At 68.0% G+C, this 19,467-nt stretch carries 20 protein-coding genes; 8 read left to right on the top strand and 12 right to left on the bottom strand.

Annotation, left to right across the window (positions count from 1 at the left end):
* The first annotated feature begins 242 nt into the window (after window positions 1-242).
* Both queE and AC3WR5_RS19410 read left to right on the top strand, forming a co-directional pair.
* Complete coding sequence (queE, locus tag AC3WR5_RS19415) at window positions 243-878, top strand: 7-carboxy-7-deazaguanine synthase (protein ID WP_492486419.1); 636 nt, start codon at window positions 243-245, stop codon at window positions 876-878.
* Window positions 875-1,240, top strand: coding sequence for a 6-pyruvoyl trahydropterin synthase family protein (locus tag AC3WR5_RS19410; RefSeq protein WP_141286843.1), 366 nt, complete (start codon window positions 875-877; stop codon window positions 1,238-1,240). The genes queE and AC3WR5_RS19410 overlap by 4 nt, the downstream gene beginning before the upstream one ends.
* 148 nt (window positions 1,241-1,388) lie before the next feature.
* Here the strand turns inward: AC3WR5_RS19410 and AC3WR5_RS19405 are convergent, their stop codons facing one another.
* The 6 genes from AC3WR5_RS19405 to AC3WR5_RS19380 all read right to left on the bottom strand — a co-directional run bounded on the left by AC3WR5_RS19405 (window position 1,389) and on the right by AC3WR5_RS19380 (window position 6,468).
* Window positions 1,389-1,709 (bottom strand): hypothetical protein, encoded by a 321-nt coding sequence (locus AC3WR5_RS19405; RefSeq protein WP_492486417.1) that lies wholly within the window; start codon window positions 1,707-1,709, stop codon window positions 1,389-1,391.
* Between the two features lie 76 nt (window positions 1,710-1,785).
* The gene (locus tag AC3WR5_RS19400; RefSeq protein ID WP_492486415.1) at window positions 1,786-2,136 is read right to left on the bottom strand and encodes a hypothetical protein; all 351 of its coding nucleotides are present in this window, start codon (window positions 2,134-2,136) and stop codon (window positions 1,786-1,788) included.
* Between the two features lie 194 nt (window positions 2,137-2,330).
* Window positions 2,331-2,915 carry a hypothetical protein gene (locus AC3WR5_RS19395; RefSeq protein WP_492486414.1) on the bottom strand — a complete coding sequence of 195 codons (585 nt, stop codon included), beginning with the start codon at window positions 2,913-2,915 and terminating at the stop codon, window positions 2,331-2,333.
* A 254-nt stretch (window positions 2,916-3,169) separates the two neighbouring features.
* Window positions 3,170-4,612 (bottom strand): Fic family protein, encoded by a 1,443-nt coding sequence (locus tag AC3WR5_RS19390; protein WP_492486412.1) that lies wholly within the window; start codon window positions 4,610-4,612, stop codon window positions 3,170-3,172.
* An 84-nt stretch (window positions 4,613-4,696) separates the two neighbouring features.
* Window positions 4,697-5,731, bottom strand: coding sequence for a GGDEF domain-containing response regulator (locus AC3WR5_RS19385; RefSeq protein ID WP_141290835.1), 1,035 nt, complete (start codon window positions 5,729-5,731; stop codon window positions 4,697-4,699).
* 98 nt (window positions 5,732-5,829) lie between these two features.
* A complete protein-coding gene (locus tag AC3WR5_RS19380) occupies window positions 5,830-6,468 on the bottom strand; it encodes a TetR/AcrR family transcriptional regulator (protein ID WP_492486410.1) in 639 nt (212 codons plus the stop codon).
* Between the two features lie 55 nt (window positions 6,469-6,523).
* On the opposite strand from AC3WR5_RS19380, the gene AC3WR5_RS19375 reads away from it, so the two are divergent.
* Complete coding sequence (locus tag AC3WR5_RS19375; protein ID WP_492486408.1) at window positions 6,524-8,029, top strand: FAD-dependent monooxygenase; 1,506 nt, start codon at window positions 6,524-6,526, stop codon at window positions 8,027-8,029.
* A gap of 4 nt (window positions 8,030-8,033) precedes the next feature.
* On the opposite strand, the gene AC3WR5_RS19370 is transcribed toward AC3WR5_RS19375, so the two are convergent.
* Complete coding sequence (locus tag AC3WR5_RS19370) at window positions 8,034-9,014, bottom strand: DMT family transporter (RefSeq protein ID WP_492486406.1); 981 nt, start codon at window positions 9,012-9,014, stop codon at window positions 8,034-8,036.
* 29 nt (window positions 9,015-9,043) lie between these two features.
* A complete protein-coding gene (locus AC3WR5_RS19365; RefSeq protein WP_492486404.1) occupies window positions 9,044-9,703 on the bottom strand; it encodes a LysE/ArgO family amino acid transporter in 660 nt (219 codons plus the stop codon).
* A gap of 98 nt (window positions 9,704-9,801) precedes the next feature.
* On the opposite strand from AC3WR5_RS19365, the gene AC3WR5_RS19360 reads away from it, so the two are divergent.
* The 3 genes from AC3WR5_RS19360 (at window position 9,802) to AC3WR5_RS19350 (ending at window position 12,439) form a co-directional block, all read left to right on the top strand.
* Window positions 9,802-10,719: a LysR family transcriptional regulator ArgP gene (locus AC3WR5_RS19360; RefSeq protein ID WP_492486403.1), complete on the top strand. Its 918-nt coding sequence runs from the start codon at window positions 9,802-9,804 to the stop codon at window positions 10,717-10,719.
* 102 nt (window positions 10,720-10,821) lie between these two features.
* Window positions 10,822-11,622 (top strand): ABC transporter ATP-binding protein, encoded by an 801-nt coding sequence (locus tag AC3WR5_RS19355; protein WP_492486401.1) that lies wholly within the window; start codon window positions 10,822-10,824, stop codon window positions 11,620-11,622.
* A 7-nt stretch (window positions 11,623-11,629) separates the two neighbouring features.
* Window positions 11,630-12,439, top strand: coding sequence for an ABC transporter permease (locus tag AC3WR5_RS19350; protein WP_492486399.1), 810 nt, complete (start codon window positions 11,630-11,632; stop codon window positions 12,437-12,439).
* A 5-nt stretch (window positions 12,440-12,444) separates the two neighbouring features.
* On the opposite strand, the gene AC3WR5_RS19345 is transcribed toward AC3WR5_RS19350, so the two are convergent.
* Window positions 12,445-13,398, bottom strand: coding sequence for a LysR family transcriptional regulator (locus AC3WR5_RS19345; protein WP_492486397.1), 954 nt, complete (start codon window positions 13,396-13,398; stop codon window positions 12,445-12,447).
* A gap of 95 nt (window positions 13,399-13,493) precedes the next feature.
* Between AC3WR5_RS19345 and AC3WR5_RS19340 the strand changes: the two genes are divergently transcribed.
* Both AC3WR5_RS19340 and AC3WR5_RS19335 read left to right on the top strand, forming a co-directional pair.
* Window positions 13,494-14,714, top strand: a complete 1,221-nt coding sequence (locus AC3WR5_RS19340; RefSeq protein ID WP_492486395.1) for an MFS transporter — start codon at window positions 13,494-13,496, stop codon at window positions 14,712-14,714.
* 56 nt (window positions 14,715-14,770) lie between these two features.
* The gene (locus tag AC3WR5_RS19335; RefSeq protein WP_492486394.1) at window positions 14,771-15,799 is read left to right on the top strand and encodes an ABC transporter substrate-binding protein; all 1,029 of its coding nucleotides are present in this window, start codon (window positions 14,771-14,773) and stop codon (window positions 15,797-15,799) included.
* Window positions 15,800-15,815: 16 nt separating this feature from the next.
* On the opposite strand, the gene AC3WR5_RS19330 is transcribed toward AC3WR5_RS19335, so the two are convergent.
* The 3 genes from AC3WR5_RS19330 to AC3WR5_RS19320 all read right to left on the bottom strand — a co-directional run bounded on the left by AC3WR5_RS19330 (window position 15,816) and on the right by AC3WR5_RS19320 (window position 19,376).
* The gene (locus AC3WR5_RS19330) at window positions 15,816-16,943 is read right to left on the bottom strand and encodes a lactonase family protein (protein WP_492486393.1); all 1,128 of its coding nucleotides are present in this window, start codon (window positions 16,941-16,943) and stop codon (window positions 15,816-15,818) included.
* A gap of 250 nt (window positions 16,944-17,193) precedes the next feature.
* Window positions 17,194-18,660 (bottom strand): sensor histidine kinase, encoded by a 1,467-nt coding sequence (locus tag AC3WR5_RS19325; RefSeq protein ID WP_492486391.1) that lies wholly within the window; start codon window positions 18,658-18,660, stop codon window positions 17,194-17,196.
* Entirely contained in the window at window positions 18,657-19,376 is a 720-nt protein-coding gene (locus AC3WR5_RS19320) for a winged helix-turn-helix domain-containing protein (protein WP_492486389.1), read from the bottom strand. The genes AC3WR5_RS19325 and AC3WR5_RS19320 overlap by 4 nt, the downstream gene beginning before the upstream one ends.
* Window positions 19,377-19,467 lie beyond the last annotated feature (91 nt).

Here is a 19,467-nt window from a genome sequence, read left to right as displayed (position 1 = left end):
AGCAGTGTTCGTGGAGACAGTGCGGTGATATCCCTCGAGCTGCGCTTGTGTTACCGCCCTTTCCTCGATTGACATGGGTGTTCCGGCCGTATAGCGCCGCTTCGGGCTCGACCGGCAATGCCGCTGCGGACATTTGCCACAACCTTGCGGCCCGGCCCTTTTCCCTCGATGGCGGACAATCCCAGGTCGTTTGACTTCACTGACCCGGGCGTCGCCTGTTTTGCGGCCCACCCGGCTTTGCCATGACCTACAGCGTCAAGGAAATCTTCTATACCTTGCAGGGCGAAGGGGCCAATGCGGGCCGCGCCGCGGTGTTCTGCCGCTTCGCCGGCTGCAACCTCTGGACCGGCCGCGAGGAAGACCGCGCCAGCGCCGTCTGCCAGTTCTGCGACACCGACTTCGTCGGCACCGATGGCACGCTGGGCGGCAAGTACCGCACGGCCGAGGAGCTGGCCGAGCTCGTCGCCGCCCAGTGGCCGGCGAACACCCGCGGTCAGCGCCTGGTCGTGCTCACCGGCGGCGAGCCGCTGCTGCAGGTGGACGCGCCGCTGATCGAAGCGCTGCATGCGCAGGGCTTCGAGATCGCCGTCGAGACCAACGGCACGATTGCCGCGCCGCCGGGGCTGGACTGGGTCTGCGTCAGCCCGAAGGCCGGCAGCACGCTGGTCCAGAAACAGGGACAGGAATTGAAGGTTGTCATTCCCCAGGCCGGGCTGGACCTGGATGCATTGGCCGAGCTGCCGTTTGCGCACCACTTCGTGCAGGCCATGGACGGCCCGCTGGCGCGGCGCAATGCCGAGATCGCCACGGCGCACTGCATGGCCGACCCGCGCTGGCGCCTGTCGGTGCAGACGCACAAGGTGCTGGGCATCCGATGAAATACGAACTCAGCCAGCGCTTCTATTTCGAAGCCGCCCACACGCTGCGCCGCACCGTGGACGTAGAGCCCAGCCTGCGCATCCACGGCCACACCTACATCGCCGAAGTCACGCTGGCCGGCCAGCCCGCGGCCGATTCCGGCATGGTGGTCGACCTCGGCCACCTGCGCCGCGCCATCGAAACCCTGCGCCTCGAACTCGACCACCGCCTGCTCGACGAAGTCCACGGCCTCGGCCCCGCCACGCTGGAAAACCTCTGCGCCTACATCTGGCGCGCGATGGAACTGCTCTACAGCAGCAAGCTCGCCCGCGTCGAGGTGCGCCGTGAAGCCAGCGGAGATGCCTGCCGGCTGGTTCGCTGAGGGCTGGGGCTGCTCGCTTCAGCGCGGCGGGATCGAAAGTCGTGGCGCAAGGGGCTGCTTCAGGGTCCGCAAGGCGAGCCATCGAATACCGGCTTTCGACCCAAAGCGGATGTAGCCAGTGGCGGATTCGACGCAAGAACGCAGTCGGTCAAGGGCTGTAGCGAGGATCGCTTCGAACCATTTCGCGCAGGTCGTCCCAGATTTGAATTCGAGCCGGAAATGTAGATTGGCGACCCGCGACCTCCCGCGCCAGATCTAACGCCGCCGCAAAGACAGCGAAGTCGGAAGCAGTGAGGGCCTTCGCGCTGATGAAGTCCATGCCGCCCTCATCGCAAGGACGAAAAACCTCGTCTCGAACGGCTTCACTGCCAAAAGAAAAGCCTTCGCGCAGGTACTGCACGAGATAGTCAAACTGCGTCGAACTGACCGGCAGCCTGACGTTTTGTGAGATGAAGATCGTGCCTGCCATTTTTTGGTTCGAATCAATGGCAGGCAGCCTACCGCAAAGCAGTCAAGCTCCCGCTGCAACTCCTGGCCGTTGGCGGCTACTCCGACGGATCGCCATAGCCGCTCATGACGAAATGCCAGACGTCTTCCACTGATCCACGATGCCAAGCGTCTTCGTCTTCAGGGTTCCAGAGAAATGCCTCTTGAGCGGCTGGACTCCAACCAAAGATATTGCCGACTCCATCGTCGCCGAACCAAATGACATCTGAGAGGGCGGCTGGGTAGGGCGCTTCTTCACCGCGCAGCCATTGGTTCATGCTCCGAATGCAGTTTTGCGTTCCATTCTCCAACGGTCTGACCAACCACATGCCGTCCGATGGACGATGGCCTGCTTCAAGATGCGCGCGAACCATTTCTGGAAGGTCGGCAGCGTCGAACTCGAATGTCATGTGTGTATCACCGAAGTTTTGAGCGGCACGATTCTGACCTAGAGCGCATGCCGTCCCTAAGCCCGAAACCGCCTACCGCGATCGTCCGCTTCTGGCCGAGAGCTGAGATATCACGCGACCTGGAACTGTCTTCAGTGGCGCCGAAGAAGTTGCCGCGTAGCAGATGCTGTAGCTCGCCGGGAGCGAGGTGCAGCTTATTGGCCGGCATCGTGCAGAACCTCGACGGACTCGCAGATGACGAATTGATTGTCGAGTGTCAGTGCCATCGCCGAACTGCGCAAAGCACGCGACTCACTCATCTGGACCGTCAAGAGCGAGTCAATCGCAGCGGCGAGCGCCGCCATCGCAAAGTGCGGCCCGCGGGCCAGAAGTCCATAGCCGCCTACCAAGTGCTTCCGCAGTTCCTCGGGGCGACCGTTCAAATACGTGGCCGGGTCTCGCCAACCGCGCAACTCCGATGCGATCACGGCGTGCGCCAGGTAGAACACCTCCTCCGGTGATCTGGGCGCAGAGGAAAAGAATATCTGAGACTGCGGTCCGTTGTGGTCCGTAAGTAGCACGTGTTCTTCAAACTGCGCAATGTTCCCTACATAGCCTGCAGTGACATTAAATTCCTTGGGCTGCACGCACTTGAGTTCGACTTGTCGTTTTCCCTCGGGAATGACAAAGCCGTCGTACTCGATCCTCAAACGAAGGTCGCCGGCCTCGTCGAACGACACCGAGTTCACGCGGGCATCAAGGTCTTCATGAACCGTATCGATGAACGTCTGTAGCTTCATGCCGAACAGCCTACCCTAAAGCCGCCAGCCGTCACTGACCGCAGGCCGGCTCAGGCGCCCGCGAGAGGCGGCTGCTCTTGGTCTTAAGTTCAAGGGTTGGGCCGCGCCCAACGCGCGAATTCTGGCGCAGTCGCATGCACTCGTGCCGGTCCATGCGCATCCCTTGGAGTGACCTGCGCCGAGTTCTTGGCGGTGGCTCCGTCGTCGGTTTCAGGCGCTTGGGGGCCGCTTGGGCGGGGTCTTTAGGCGCAGGCTCAGGTGGCGCGCCACTGCGCGTGCCAAGCCTTGAACATCGATGGCCGGATGGCGTAACGGGCGAAGTTGCCTTCGTGCAGGCTGGCCAGTTCGATTTCGACCACCTGGTTGAACATGGCCTGGTCCTCGGGCGCGACATGCGCGGCGGACCAGCCGGCAATGCGCGCTGCCGCTTCCGTCTTGCGCACGCCCGAGCGCACCAGCTCGCCCACCAGTTCGCGCAAGGCCAGGCGGTGCCGCATGCGAAACGGGTCTGGCTCGACCAGGGACTGGCGCACCGCGGCGTAGCGCGCGGCGGAGCGCTCGCAGGCCCAGATGAAGACCTCTTTCAACAGCGCGGTGCTGTTCTGCTCGTACACGCTCAGCGTGGCCTCGGTGTAGAGCTCGCGAGGCACATCGGTGAAGGCCAGCGGTGCGAGGTTGGCGCGGATCAACGGGATGTTGGCCGCCAGGCGCGAGACGCGTTTGTTCACGTCGTCGAACGGCTGCAGGTAGGGCAACTGCACCATCACGAACAAGGCCTGTTCGTACGGGTCCGCAATCGCGGCGGCGGTGGCCAGGATCTGGCCGAAACATTCTTCGATCAGGAACGGCACTTCCAGTGGATGGAAGGTCGAGCCTTCGATGCCGACCGCGATGTAGCGCAGCCGGCCGGCGGCCAGCGGGTCGGCCAGCAGGTTGTTGGCCAGCATCGCGTGCAGGTTGAGCAGTGTGTAGCGGTTGAAGCCGATGTCCTCGGGCTGGCCGACCAGGAATTCGATCGCGTCCTTGTGGTTCAGGATCATTTGCGCTTCGAGCTGGCCGCGGCCAGGCGCCTCTTCGCCCAGCTCGATCAGCCGGCGTGTGTCCAGCAGCGAATAGGTATTGCCTTCGAGCCGGCTGGAGTTCCAGGCCAGGTCGATCAGCAGGCGGTTCAGGATCTGCCGCGCATAGGTGCCCGCTGGCTGCGGCGCAATGCCGGGCTGGCCGACCTGGCGCAGGTGCGCGCGTTCGCTGGCCGTCAGGTAGAAGCTTTGGCCCGGCCGGTAGCTTTCCAGGAACTCGCGCCGGTAGCCCACCGGCTGGCGCCGCTGCAGCGGCTGTCGCACCTGGTCGCGCACGGCCTGGGCGGCTGCGGACAAGGGCAGCTCGACGGTGGCTGGCGGCGCGGGCTCTGCGGCGAGATGTGCCGGTACCTGGACGGGCGACGTGGGCTGCGCGTAGGGCGCCGAGGCGGCTGGCGGGGGGATGAATGCCGGCAAGCGGTAACGGGCCCAGCGGCCTTCGCCTTGCCGCAGCAGCCGGCCCTTGTCCACCAGCAGGCGCAGCCTGTATTGCAGCGTGCGCAGAGGTGGCGGGGACGCCAGGGATTGCAGGATCTGCTGCGCCGAGCGGGCCTCAGCCTGGCCGCCCAGCGCGGCCACGATGGCGGTGAGATCGTCTTCCGGTAGCGGCCTGGCCACGGCGGTGTTCTTTCATGCGCAACAATTCAACCAGTATGCGCAATAGATAGGCCATGCGCAACATTTGTTGCGCGTAGAGACTGCTCAGAACATCTCGGCCGAGCTGCCCTGGTCGCGGTCGTAGTGGCCGGCTTCGGCATGGCCGGTGTTGGTGTCGGCCTGGGTTTCGAAGCAGAAGAAGCGGTCGCGGCCCAGGGACTTGGCGGTATAGAGCGCAGCATCGGCGCGCGACAGCAGCGACTCGATGGTGGTCGAGCCATCGGGCACGCAGGTGCTGATGCCTCCCGAGACGGTGACGCAGCGCTTGCCTTCCGCCGGATGCGGCAATGCCAGCTGGCGCATGGTTTTTTGCAGGCCCTTGGCGAACAGCATGGCACCGGAGTGCGAGGTGCCGGGCAGCAGGATGACGAATTCCTCGCCACCGAAGCGGGCGGCCAGGTCTCGCGGGCGGCGGCAGGTTTCGCCCAGCAGCTGGCCAATGCGGCGCAGGCACTGGTCGCCCTGCAGGTGGCCGGCGGTGTCGTTGTAGAGCTTGAAGTTGTCGACGTCGACCAGCATCAGCGTCAGCGGCTGCTTGTCGCGCCGCGCGGCGCGCAGTTCCTCGTCCAGCCGCACGTCCAGGCCGCGGCGGTTGGTCAGTCCCGTCAGCGGGTCGCGCACCGAGAGGGCCTGCAGGCTGGCATTGCTGGCCTTCAACTGATCGGTCAGCTGCACCAGCTGGCGTTGCTGGCTGCACAGGCGCTGCATCGCGCGCAGCTTGGCATGCAGCACCACGGGAGAGACGGGCTTGAACAGGTAGTCGTCCCCGCCGGCCTCGATGCCGGTGGCCAGGTCGCCGTCGCCCACCAGGCCGGACAGGAAGATGATGGGCGTCCAGCCTTCGGGTTCGGTCTCGCGCATCTTGCGCGCCGCCCAGTGGCCGTTGTGCTCCGGCATTTCCACGTCCAGCAGCACGGCGTCTGGCCGGCACTGCACGAACAGCCGCACGGCGGACTCGGCGTTGTCGGTCTCCAGCACCTGGTGGCCCCGGGCTTGCAGCTCGGCTGAAAGCACCATGCGGTGCGATTGCTGGTCATCGACCAGCAGGATCTTCAGAGCAGCCTCCGTGTTTGCAGCCATCGCGTACCACCTTCGCGGGGGGAGTCCCGCATGGACCACTTTTATCGGACGATGGCGGCGGAAATTGAGGTCCCTGTGTGCAAACCCCTGCCGCTGGTTCAGGCGTAAGGCGTGCCCGCCATGGCAGCTTTCAGTGCAATGCTGCCCTTGTCCACCAGCGCGAGAAAGACGGCTTTTGCTGCCTCCGCATCTTGCTTCTGGTCAAAGGTCTGATGGGCCTGGAGGAAGGCCACGCTCCAGGTGGCCAGCAACAGGCCGGCTGCCAGATGGGCGTCGGGATCAGAGGCTTCGCGCCCCGCGCATTCGGCGAGCGACAGCGTGACGAGCTGCGCCAGTTCGTCGCGTATCGCCCTGGCCCTGGCCTTGAGGGTTTCGCTGCCCGCAATCGTCTGCACGAAGCCTTGGCTCAAGGCCGAGAACTCGACGTATGGGCGCTGCTCGGCCACCAGCCGGTGCGCGAGCAGGCGCAGCGTTTCGATGGGCGTGACGCGGGCATCGCGCTGGCGCAAGGCGTTGCGCAAGACTTCGCGGCCTTCCTCGTCGCGGTCAAAAAACATGTCCTGCTTGCGGGGGAAATGATTGAACACCGTCATGCGGCCAACGTCTGCGGCAGCCGCGATCTCGTCCACCGTCACCTGATCGAAACCGCGTTCGAGGAAGAGGCGCGTGGCGGCGTCCGAGATGCTTTGCCTTGTGACGAGGCGCTTGCGGGACCGGCGGTCGGGTGAGGTTGACATCGAAATATTGTACCGAGTACATTAAATGTACTTAGTACATGTTTGGGTGAAGTCCATGAGTGAGCAGGTGGATGTGGTGGTCGTGGGCGCGGGACCGGTCGGGCTGCTGACCGCCATCGAGCTGACGCTGGGTGGCGTTCGCGTCCTGGTGCTGGAGCGCCTTGCCGCACCCAGCCGTGTTGCCAAGGCCTTGGGCATTGGACCGCTGGCCGTTGAGGCCTTGCAGCGCCGCGGCATGGCCGAGGCCATCGCCGCCGCAGAGGCACGCACCTTGGCCTTGATGAACCGGCCCGCCGCGAGTGCGCCAGGCCCGCGCTACACCGGTCATTTCGCCGGGCTGTCGCTGATCCGTGCGGACGCGCAGAAAGCGCCTGATCGGCGCGGCCGCCCGGTGGATCAGCTGGCCGTGGAAACCATGCTGGGCGAGCTCGCGCTGTCCCTGGGGATCGAGCTGCGCCGCGAGTGCGACGTCACCGGCTTTGTGCAGCAGGCGGGTGGGGTTGACGTGGCCTGGTCATCCCCGGCGGGCGACGGCCATGTCCGCTGCGCCTGGCTGGTGGGTTGTGATGGCGGCCGCAGCCGCGTGCGCAAGATGGCCGGCTTTGCCTTTCCTGGCACGCCGCCCACGCTGACGATGTACCAGGCCGTGCTCGATGTCGACCTGCCCGAACGTCTCGCGCCCAGCGGCTGGCGCCGCACCGAGGCGGGCGTGTTCTCCTACGGCTTCCTGCCGCGCCGCCTGGTCATGCTGGACTTCAGCGGCCCGCCGGCGGACCGGGACGCGCCTGTCGCCGCGGCGGAGATCGAAGCCGTGCTGCGCCGCATCAGCGGTGCGGATGTCCGCGTGGCGGCACTGGAAAGCGCCAGCAAGTGGACCGACAACACGCGGCTTGCCGACAGCTATCGCCGAGGCCGGGTGCTGCTGGCCGGGGACGCGGCGCATGTGCACACGCCGTTTGGCGGCCAGGGCATGAGCCTGGGGCTGGTGGACGCGGCCAACCTGGGCTGGAAGCTCGCGGCCGTGGTGCGCGGCGAAATGCCCGACAGCCTGCTCGACACCTACACCGCCGAGCGGCGCCCGGTCGCCGAAGCGGTGCTGGCAAACACGCTGGCCCAGGCGGCCATCATGCGGCCCGATCCCCAGGCCGGCGCGATGCGGGCGCTCATGGCCCAGCTGCTGCAATTCGATGACGTCAACCGGATCATCGGCGAGATGACGAGCGGCCTGTCCACGCGCTACGAGTTGGGGCCCACGCGGGACGAAGTCGGCCGGCTGGCGGCGGACAGGGAGATCCGCCACGGCAACGACAGGCGCTCGCTGTACGCGTGCATGCAAGACGGCAGGGCTGTTCTGCTGGATGCCTCGACCGACGGCAAGGCCTCCCGGCTGGTGGCGGCGAGCACGCAAGGCATCCGCTGCGTTGCCGTCGATGCAGGCCCGTCCATGTTGATCCGGCCAGACGCCTGCGTCGCCTGGGTGGGCGAAGGCAGCGGCACGGCAGGCCTGGTTGACGCGCTCCGGCGCTGGTTCGTGCCTGGGCTGGCGGAGGTGTCCGTCTGAGCTTTCAGTGCGGTGCCGGCTCGGCAATCGCCGGTGGCTCGGGCTTGACGCGCAAGGCCCACATCACGCCGCCGATCAGCAGGGCCACGCCGGCCAGCGTGGCGGGCGCCGGCCATTCGCCGCGCAGCAGGTAGGCATAGCTCAGGGCAGACAGCGTCTCGAACACGATCAGTTGCCCGGCCAGGTGTGGCGGCAGGCGCTGGCTGGCCTCGTTCCAGCACAGCGTGCCCAGCCACGAGGCGAACAGGCCGATGGCGAACATCAGGCCCAGGTAGGGCAGCGGGCGCGGGCCCAGCGGCATGGCCCAGGGCGCATCGGTGGCCGAGAAGAAAAGCCAGGTCCCGGCGTAGCCGATCACGGCCAGCGGCAGTGTCGTCAGGCCCTGCGCCGTGGCCCAGGTCCTGGGGCTTCTGTCCGCATGCGCGCGCAACCAGTCCGCGTTGCGCAGTGGGTACCAGGTCCAGCAGATGACGCCGCCAATCGCCAGCAGCGCGCCCAGCGCGTAGCGCGCCAAGTCGGCCTGTGGGTCGGCCTGCAACTGGGCCAGCTCGGTGCGGTTGACCAGCGCAATGCCCAGCGCAATCAAGCCCAGCGACGGTGCCAGCCGCGCCCACGGCAGGCGTTCGGACGCAACGCCCTGGCTGCCGGCGCGCAGGTTGGCGCAGATCGCGATCACGACCGGCAGCGTGCCGATGATCATGGTCGGCAGCGGCCCGCCGGCGCGCTGGATCGCGGCCGACAGGCAGAGGTAGTAGATGACATTGCCGACCAGCGAGAGCTTCAGCGCTTCCAGCCAGTCGGCACGGCTGAGCTGGCGCAGCGCCGCGCGGTCGAACCAGGCCAGCGGCAGCGCGATCAGGCCAAACGCCAGGTAGCGGCCAAAGGACAACATCACGGCCGGGTAGTCGGCCAGCAACAGCGGCCCGACAAACACCAGGCCCCACATCAGGCCGGCGGCCAGCGCAAACAGGGTTCCGATCAACATAGGGGCGCGAGCGTACCTGTTCTGCCAGCTCAAGCCGCAGCGACCCCCGTCGCCAATGGAATGAGTTGCCAGGCCATCAGCAGCATCACCAGGCCGATCAAGGCGTCGAAGACCTGCCAGGCCCATGGCTTGGCAAACAGCGGCGCCAGCTTGCGCGCGCCAAAGCCCAAGGCAGTGAACCAGATCAGGCTGGCACTGCTGGCGCCGACGACAAAGGCAGCGCGCGCCGCGTCGCTGGTCTGCTGCGCGCCGACCGAACCCATCAGCAGCACCGTGTCCAGGTAGACGTGCGGGTTCAGCAGCGTGAAGCCGGCCAGTTGCAGCAGTGCGGCGCGCAGGCTCAGCGATTCGCCCTGGGCGGCTTGCAGGGCTGAAGGCTTGCGGGCCTGCCACAGCGCGCGCAGCCCATACGCGAGCAGGAACAGCACGCCGGCCGCGGCCATGGCCTGTGCCAATTGCGGTCGCGCGCCCAGCAGGCCGGCCAGGCCGGCGACGCCCAGCGCGATCAGCACGGCGTCCGCCAGCGAGCAGGCCAGCACCAGCGGCGCCACGTGTTCGTGGCGCAGGCCCTGGCGCAGCAGGAAGGCGTTCTGCGCGCCAATCGCGACGATCAGCGAGCCGCACAGCAGCAGGCCCTGCAGCGCAGGGCCGGCGAGGGCGTTGAGTTGGAAAGAGGGCGCGAAGGACATGGGCCGCGCAGCATGCCCAAGGCCGCGGCGGGGCGCCAGTTAGACTTGCTTCAGCCCGTGAAGCGCTGCTTCGTTCAAATTTTTTTCCACTGGCTTCAATGCTCGACTACGCCCTGTTGGACGCACTGGCCGCCGTGGTGCGCGAAGGCAGCTTCGAGCGCGCCGCGCGGGTGCTGAACGTCACGCCCTCGGCCGTCTCCCAGCGCGTGCGCCTGCTCGAGCAGCGCCTGGGCCAGGTGCTGGTGGTGCGCGAGCAGCCCACCCGCGCCACCGAGGCCGGCCGCGCGCTGTGCCGGCACGCCGAGCAGGTCGCGCTGCTGGAGCGTGGCCTGGCCGAGGCCATGCCTGCGCTGTTGCCGGGCGATGCTGCGCCAACGGCGCGGGTCACGCTGCCGGTGGCCGTCAACGCCGACAGCCTGGCGACCTGGTTTGTCGACGCCGCAGCCGCGCTGGCTTCGTCTCAGCCGGTGCTGTTCGACATCAGCCTTGAAGACCAGGACCACACCGCGGAGCGCTTGCGTTCGGGCGAGGTGGTGGCAGCCGTCACTGCACTGGCAGCGCCGGTGCCAGGCTGCCGCAGCGTGCCGCTGGGCAGCTTGCGCTACCGGGCGACGGCCAGCCCGGCCTACGTGGCGCGGTGCTTCGCAGAAGGCGTGAACCCGCAGTCGCTGGCCGCCGCGCCTTGCCTGATCTTCAGCCGCCGCGACCGGCTGCAGGACAGCTGGATGCAGCTCGCTTTTGGTGCCTCGCCGCCGGTGCCCACGCACTGGTTGCCGTCCACGCAGGCCTTTGTCGATGCGAGCGTTGCGGGATTGGGCTGGGGCATGAACCCCGAGCCGCTGGTCGCCGGTTTGCTGGCTCGCGGCGAGCTGGTGGAACTGCTGCCTGGGCGCAGTCTGGACGTGCCCTTGTACTGGCAATGCCGGCAGGGTTTGCCGTTGGCAGATGCCTTGCGGGATGGTGTTTGCCGCGCAGCGTCCAAGGTGCTGCTGGCCTCTGGCGAGGCGTCTCGATAGAGGTGCCTTTGATGACACGGCGGCCTTTGCAAGGGCCGCTGAAGGTGTTTGCGAAATGCTGCGGAAACAGTGCGCTCGCTCGCCTCGCGTACAGTTCCGCCCGTGAACTCTCCTGCATTGATCGAACTGAAAGCGGTTGATCGCCGCTACGAAACCGGGCTGTTGGCGCTGCAAGGCGTGGACCTGCGCATCGCGCCCGGTGAATTTGTCAGCCTGCTGGGCCCTTCGGGTTGCGGCAAGAGCTCGGTGCTGCGCCTGCTGGCCGGGCTGGACCTGCCGAGCAGCGGCGAGGTGCTGCGCCAGGGCGCTGCGGCCACCCGCGGCCCCGTGCGCGACGCCGGCTTCGTGTTCCAGGAACCGACGCTGATGCCCTGGGCCAATGTGGTCACCAACGTCGAACTGCCGCTGCGCCTGCAAGGCATGGCCGCCGAGCCGCGTGCCGCGGCCGCGCTGGCCGCGCTGCAGCGCGTGGGCCTGGGCGAGTTCGCCGAGGCCATGCCGCGTGAACTGTCCGGTGGCATGAAGATGCGCGCGGCGATTGCCCGCGCGCTGGTCACGCAGCCGGCGCTGCTGCTGCTGGACGAGCCGTTTGCAGCACTCGACGAGATCACGCGTTTTGCGCTGAACGAGAGCCTGCTGTCGCTGTGGCTGCCGCAAGGCGAGAAGACCAAGGTGCCCGCCTTCACCGGCGTGTTCGTCACGCACAGCGTGTTCGAGGCGGTCTTCCTGAGCCAGCGCGTGCTGGTGATGAGCGCCCGGCCGGGTCGCATCATCGAGGATCTGCGCATCGAAGGCCCGCGCGTGCGCGACGCCTCGTTCCGCCAGAGCCCCGTGTTCGTCGACGCCTGCGCCCGCCTGAGCGACGCATTGGCCCGCGCGGCCGAAGAGCCTGCACTCGGCTGAGCGGCCGATGTCCGGCGCCGCCTCCGCTTCCGCCACCCGGCGCGAGCAGACGCTGCGCTGGCTGCTGCCGCTGCTGGCGGTGCTGCTGTTCCTGGGCGGCTGGGAAGCGGCTGTGGCCTGGTGGGAGATCCCGCCTTACCTGCTGCCCGCGCCTTCGCGCGTGCTGGTCACGCTGTGGGACAACCTGGGCTCGCTGATGGTGAGCTGGTGGGTCACGCTGCGCATCACCTTGATGGCGCTGGCGCTGGCCTGTGTGGGCGGCGTGGGCGTGGCGGCGGTGTTCGCGCTGTCGCGCTGGGTGGAATGGAGCCTCACGCCGTTTGCCGTGGTGCTGCAGGTCACGCCGGTGATCGCGGTCGCGCCGCTGATCATGATCCTCACCGACAGCGCCACCGCCACGGTGCTGATCTGCGCCTTCATCGTCGCCTTTTTCCCGCTGCTGGCCAATACCTTGACGGGTTTGCGCAGTGCGGACGCCGGCTTGCGCGAGCTGTTCCGGCTCTACCACGCGAGCCGCTGGCAGACGCTGCGTTTCCTGCTCGTGCCCTCGGCGCTGCCGTATTTCCTGTCCGGCCTGAAGATCGCCGGCGGCCTGAGCCTGATCGGCGCCGTGGTGGCCGAGTTCACCGCCGGTGCCGCGGGCCGCAACACCGGCCTGGCTTCGCGCATCCTCGAAGCGGCCTTCCGCACCGAGATCCCGAAGATGTTCGCCGCACTGCTGCTGGTCTCAGCCACGGGCGTGCTGATCCACGCGTTCTTCGAGTGGCTGTCACGGCGCCTGCTGCGCGGCTGGCATGACAGCGAGCGCGGGCGCTGAGGCCTTCAGTTCGCAGGCCTTGGCTTGCCGGCCGTGCCCACCATGCCGACGATGCCCGGCATGCGCTCGCGCATCAGCTCGATGAAGCGGCGCAGCTTGGCAGGGTAGAAGCGCGCGGGAGGGTACACGAGGTAGACCGGCAGCGGCGAGGCCTGCCAGTCCGGCGCGAGGTGCAGCAGGCGGCCCTGGGCGATGTCGTCGGCGACGATCCAGTGCGAGGCGATGCAGGCGCCCAGGCCGGCCAGTGCGGCCTGGCGCAGCGCGTAGAGGCTGTCGGTTGCCATGCGCGGCTGGATGGCGAAGCGCTGCTCGCGGCCATCTTCCCGGTGCTGCAGCGTGACCTCGTTGCGGTAGTAGGTCTTCAGCGCCAGCCAGGGCAGCTCGGCCAAGGGCGCGCTCGCGGCCCCGGGCCCTGCCGGCAACAGTGACGGCGCGGCGACGACGATGCGCGGCACCTCGGCCAGGCGCACGGCAATCAGCGCCGGGTCGTTCACCGTGCCTACCATCACCGCGCAGTCGATGCCTTCGGCGATGAAGTCCGGCCGGCGGTCGTGCAGCAGCCAGTCCACCGAAACCTGCGCGTGGTGCTGCAGGTATTCGGTCAGCGGTGCCACCAGCTGGTCCTGCCCGAACGCATGCGGCACGACCACGCGCAGCAGGCCGCGCGGTACGTCGGTTGCACCGCGCAGGTCGTCTTCCAGCGCGCGCCAGCTCTCCAGCAGTTCCTTGGCATGGGCGAAGCAGCGCTCGCCGTCGCCAGTCAGCTTCATGCCGTGGGTGGAGCGCTGCAGCAGCTTCAGGCCCAGCGCGCGTTCCAGCGCCTGCAGGCGCCGGCTCACGGTGGGCTGGGTGGTGCCCAGCTGGGTGGCGGCGGCCGAGAGGCTGCCGGCTTCGACAATGCGCACGAAGGTCTGCATCAGTTCGATGCGGTCGGCGCCGGGCACGGACAGGTTGGTCATGCGCCAAGCGTATAGCGAATCTGCGCGGGCCGCGACTACCGTTCTTGCTCACCCGGGAAGACACTGGCGTCAATTCGATTTTAAGGGTTTTCACCATGACCTCCATTCCTTCCGTGCATGCCCAGCCCGCGCCGGCCCAAGCCGGCGTGCCAGCGGGCCTGGTCTTGTTGCTGGCGACAGGCACCGGCCTCAGCGTGGCCTCGCTGTACTACAGCCAGCCGATGCTGGGCGTGCTGGGCGCCGACCTGCAAGCCGGCACGCGCGCCGTCGGCCTGGTGCCGACCGTGACGCAGCTGGGCTATGCGCTGGGCATCCTGCTGCTGGCGCCGCTCGGTGACCGCTTCGACCGCCGCAGCGTGATCCTGGTGAAGGCGGTGCTGCTGACGCTGGCGCTGCTGCTATGCGGCGTGGCGCCCGGCATTGCCGGCCTGGTGGCGGGCAGCCTGGCCGTCGGCCTGACGGCGACGATGGCACAGGACCTGGTGCCGGCCGCGGCCACGCTGGCGCCCGAGGCGCAGCGCGGCAAGGTGGTCGGCACGGTGATGACCGGGCTGTTGCTGGGCATCCTGCTGTCGCGCGTGGTCAGCGGCTTCGTGGCCGAACACTTCGGCTGGCGCGCGATGTACCTGGGCGCGGCGCTGGCCATCGCAGCGGTGGGCGTGGCCGTCTGGCGCGGGCTGCCGCGCTTCACGCCCACCACGCAACTGGGCTACGGCGCGCTGCTGGGCTCGATGGCTTCGCTGTGGCGCCGCCATTCGGGCCTGCGCCGCGCGGCCATGGCGCAAGGCCTGCTGTCGATGGGCTTCAGCGCCTTCTGGTCCACGCTGGCAGTGATGCTGCACAACAGCTTCCACCTCGGCAGCGCTGCGGCCGGTGCCTTTGGCCTGGCCGGTGCCGCCGGTGCGCTGGCCGCGCCGCTGGCCGGCCGGCTGTCGGACCGGCGCGGGCCGGAGCTGGTGATCCGCCTGGGTGCCGGGCTGGCCGCCTTGTCCTTCGCGGCCATGCTGCTGGCGCCGTTGCTGCCCGCTGGCGCACAACTGGGGCTGATCGTGGCCAGCGCCATCGGTTTCGACTTCGGCATCCAGGCCGCGTTGGTAGCACACCAGACCATCGTCTACGGCCTGGAGCCGGCCGCGCGCAGCCGCCTGAATGCGCTGCTGTTCACGGGCGTGTTCATCGGCATGGCCAGCGGTGCTGCGCTGGGCAGCCTGGCGCTGTCGACCTGGGGCTGGAGCGGCGTGGCGCTGCTGGCCGCGCTGGCCAGCAGCGGCGCACTGGTGCTGCGGCTGGCACAGCGGCGTGCATCCTCACGCTGATGCTGCAGCGGAACCTCGCCGCCGCTACCATGCCGCATCGTTGGAGGAGCATCACGATGACGAGCACGAACTGGACGGTGGCGGCCCTGGCCGCGGTGGCGATGGCCGGCGCCAGCGGCCTGGCACAGGCGGACGACAAGGTCGTCTTCGCGACCAACTGGAAGGCCCAGGCCGCACACGGCGGCTTCTACCAGGCCGTTGCCGACGGCACCTACAAGAAGTACGGCCTGGAGGTCGAGATCCGGCCCGGTGGCCCGCAGGTCAACAACCGGCCGCTGCTGCCCGCCGGCAAGATCGACTTCCTGATGACCGGCAACCTGCTGCACAGCTTCGACAACGTGAAGAACGGCGTGCCGGTCGTCACCGTCGCCAGTCTTTTCCAGAAGGACCCGCAGGCGCTGATGGCCCACCCCGGCCAGGGCTACGTGAAGTTCGAGGATTTGAAAAAGGCCCCGGTCGCCTGGATCGCCAAGGACGCGCAGTTCTCCTGGTGGGCCTGGCTGAAGGCCGACTACGGCTTCAGCGACGAACAGCTGCGTCCCTACAACTACAACCTCGGCCCCTTCCTGGCCGACAAGAAGAGCGTGCAGCAGGGCTACGCGGTCGAAGAGCCGATCAGCATCCAGAAGCAGGGCGGCTTCAAGCCGCTGACCTTCCTGCTGGCCGACCACGGCTACAGCACCTACAGCACCACCATCGAGACCCGGACTGAGACGGTGCAGAAGAACCCGGCGCTGGTGCAGCGTTTTGTCGAAGCCTCCATCATCGGCTGGGTCAACTACCTCTACGGCGACCACAGCAAGGGCGACGCGCTGATCAAGCGCGACAACCCCGAGATGGACCAGGCCACCATCGACCAGTCACTTGCGCTGATGAAGGAACTGGGCGTGGTCGACAGCGGCGACAGCCTGACGCTGGGCATCGGCGCGATGAAGCCGGAGCGCGTGAAGGACTTCTACGACAAGATGGTGCGCGCCGGCCTGTACAAGGCCGGCGAGGTGGACCTCTCCAAGGTCGCCACCTACCAGTTCGTCAACAAGGGCGTGGGCGTGGCCTTGAAGAAGCAGCTGGGCGGGCAACCCTGAAGTCCGGTTGGGGTCGTCAGTTCGCGGCCAGCCCGGTCGCGATGGCTGACAGACCGGTGAAGCTGGTGCCGGCGCTCAACACGCCGCCCTTGCCGATCACGAAGTTGGCAATGCCGGGCACGCCGCCGTTGCGCACGTACAGGTGCTGGCCGTCGGCGGCCACCGTGAGGTCTGCCGGCGCGGTGCCGGCGCCTGTGTTGCCGGCCACGGCTGCGCTCAGCGTGATCATGCCCTTGCTGTCGATGCGGTAGCTGGAGACCGAGCTGCTGCCGGTGTTGGCCACATAGGCCCACTTGCCGTTCGGCGTGATGGCGACCCAGCAGGCGGCGCTTTGCGTGTCGGGCACGGCAGCGCTCATCACGCGCGGCACGGCCGGCGAGCCGTCCTTGAAGCGGTAGGACGAGACCGTGCTGGCACCGGCTGCGCCGCCCACCGCTTCGCTGACCACCATCACGTTGGACGGGCTCACCGCGAAGCCGAAGGGTGTCATGCCGGGCGAGTTGGTGACGATCGGGCCCTTGAGCGAGCTGTCGGCATGCACGTGATAGCTGCTGAGCTTGTTGGTGCCTTTCTCGGTCACGATCAGGGCCTTGCCGTCTGCGCTGAAGCTGACCTGGGCCGGTGCGGCGCCGGTGGCGACCGACAGCGGTGCCACCGCGCCCGCCACCGGCGTCAGCTGGCCGTTTGCCAGCATGAAGCCGGCCACGTTGCCGGCGCCGCCGCTGTTGAGCACATAGACCTGGCCTTCGTGCTCGGTGACGCTGATCGGCGTGAGGCCGCCAGAGTCGACCACCGCGCTCAGCGTCAGCGTGTCCTCGCCCAGCGTGAAGACCGAGACGGTGTGGTTGCCGGCGTTGACCACCAGCGCGTACTGGCCGTCGCCGCTCAGCGTGACGGCGCCTTGCGAGCCCAGGCCCGCGCCCAGGCCCAGGCCGCCGGTGGTGGTGTGGGCGACCACGCCCAGCTCGCCGGTAGCGGAAGGCGCCAGCACCATCAGCTCGTTGCCTTCGGCGGCATTGCTGCTGGTGAAGAGCTTGTGGCTGTGCAGGCCAGGGACCGATACGGTGTCGGCCATGGCGCCGGTGGACGCGAAGGCAGAGATGGCCAGGCCGATGGCGCTCAAGGTGCGGCGGGAAACAGTCATGTTGATCTCCAGGAGGAAGCGAGGAATGCGGTTGAACAAAGAGGTTCCTGTTGTTCGCAAGGCCTTGTTCGCCTTGCGTTGAACCGAAGTCTCCGGTGAGGGTGCTCGCCGTTTGTTCACGCAAAGATCAACAAATCGTGAACCTTGTGCCCCTCGCCCCTCGCCCCTCGGGTACGCCGGACGGTCCCCCGAGGGGACACGGGCCGGCTTGGGAGCGGCCCGGCGCTCGGCCCGCCGTGTGCGCGGCGGGTCAGGTCCGAACGGGTGCCAGCTGAAAGGCGAAGTCGGCGCCTTGTGACGAAGGCATCAGCCGGATCTGCGAACCGTGCAACAGCAGGATGCGGCTGACGATGACCAGGCCCAGGCCGCCGGCACGGCCGCGCAGCCCGGTCTGGAAGCTCGGTCGCACGAACAGCTGTGGCCTGAGCTTTTCGGGCACGCCGGGGCCGTCGTCACGCACCCGCACTTCCACTGCCTGGCCCTGCGCCCTCAGCCGCAGCTCGATCAGCCCGCCCGGCGGCGTGTGGCGGATCGCGTTGTCGATCAGGTTGGTCAGCACCCGTTCGATCAGGCCCACGTCCGCATCGACCTGCGGCAGTGCCGGCCCGATGTCGGCCTGCAGCCGCTGGCCGCGCGCCTCGGCGGCCAGCGCGAATTTCTGGCAGACATCCTGCACCAAGTCCGGCAGGGCAAAGATCTCGCGGCTCAGCGTCACCGCGCCGTACTCCAGCCGCGCCAGTTCGAACAACTCCTGCGCCAGCCGGCCCACCTGCCGGCTCTGCCCGATGGCCACGTCCAGGTAGCGCGCCCGCTCGGCTTCGCTGAGCAGCGCGGCCTTGAGCTTCAGCGTCTCCAGGTAGCCGTGCAGCGAGGTCAGCGGCGTGCGCAGGTCGTGCGAGATGTTGGCCACCATCTCGCGGCGCTGCTGGTCCTGGTGGCTCAGGTCCTGCCACTGCGCGGCCAGGTGCTGCGCCATGTGGCCAAAGGCCTGGCGCAGGCGCCCGATCTCGTCGCTGGCCGGGGGCTCGCCAGCCAGCGCCTGCTGCGCCGCTTCGAGTCCACCCAGGCCCTCGTGGTCGAAGCGCTGCACGATGCGCGTGAGTCTTTGCAGCGGCCGTGTGATGGCGCGCAGCGCGAGCAGCCCGGCCAGCAGCGCCAGGCCGGTGATCAGCGCCATCGCACCGATGTGGGCTGGTGCATCGGCCCAGGGGTGGAGCAGCGCCTGATGCTCCTCGCCGATCAGCACCACGTAGACATAGCCCGCGAGCCGGCCGTTGGTCCACAGCGGCGCGGCGCTGAAGACTTTCTCCCCCGCGTCACTGCGCGGGTCGTCGCCCCACACCGGCAGCGCGGCCCCGGCCAGCAGGCGCTGCACGGGGCCCAGGTCCACCTGGTGGCGCTTCAGGTGGCCCGGCGGCGCGGCCTCGGCGAGGATGCGGCCGTCCGTGCCCAGCAGGTACAGCTCCACGCTGGGGTTCACGTCCATCAGCTTGGTGAACAGCCGCTGCACGTTGCGCGCATCGGGTCCGTCCGGCAGCATCAGCAGTTCATGGCCGGCGATGTGTCCGGCCAGGCCCAGCGACAGGCGCTGCACCACCTCCTGCTCGCGCTGGTCGCCGGCGTGGATCTGCAGCGCGGTCGCTGCGAGGCCGCAGGCCAGCAGCAGGCCGCCGAACAGCAGCGCCAATCGGGTGGAAAGCGACCAGCCGCGCTTCACGCCGGCACCTCCGCCGCGAAGCGGTAGCCGCGGCCCCACACGGTGAGTACCAGCTGTGGCAGCGCGGGGTTCTGTTCCACCTTCAGCCGCAGCCGGTTGATGTGGGTGTTGACCGTGTGTTCGTAGCCGTCGTGCTGGTAGCCCCAGACCTTGTTCAGCAGGTCCATGCGCGAGAACACCTGGCCGGGGTGGCGGGCGAAGAAATACAACAGGTCGAACTCGCGCGGTGTCAGTTCGATCAACTTGCCGTCCCGCCGCAGTTCGCGCGCCAGCGGGTCGATCTCCAGGCCGTGCAGCGACAGTGCGCCGGACTCATTGCGCGCGTCGCGCGCCAGCGCCTCGGTGCGGCGCAGCAAGGCTTTCACGCGGGCGGCCAGCTCCAGCATCGAGAAGGGTTTGGGGAGGTAGTCGTCGGCACCCAGTTCCAGCCCGAGGATGCGGTGCACCTCGCTGGCCCGGGCGCTGATCATGATGATGGGCGTGTAGCGCGCCATGGTCCGCGCGCGGCGGCAGATTTCAAGCCCGTCCACGCCTGGCAGCATCAGGTCCAGCACCAGTGCGTCCCAATGGCTGCGCGCCAGCAGCTCGGCGCCGAGGTCGCCGCTGGCCGCATGCATCACGTCCAGGCCTTCTTCACGCAGGTGCATCTGCACCAGCTCGGCAATCGGCGCGTCGTCTTCGACCAGCAGGACTTTTTTCGGCACAGGGTTCGGCATCGCTTGGCACGGGCAGGCGCACGCCCGCCCCAGGCCATTGTTCGGCCGGTGCGCACGCGCAGGTTTCACGTTTTGTTGAAGCTTTTCAGGC

Source organism: Ideonella sp. FW305-24, assembly GCF_058788035.1.
The sequence above is the reverse complement of the archived record's forward strand: the minus strand, read 5'-3'. Positions and strand labels throughout refer to the sequence as shown.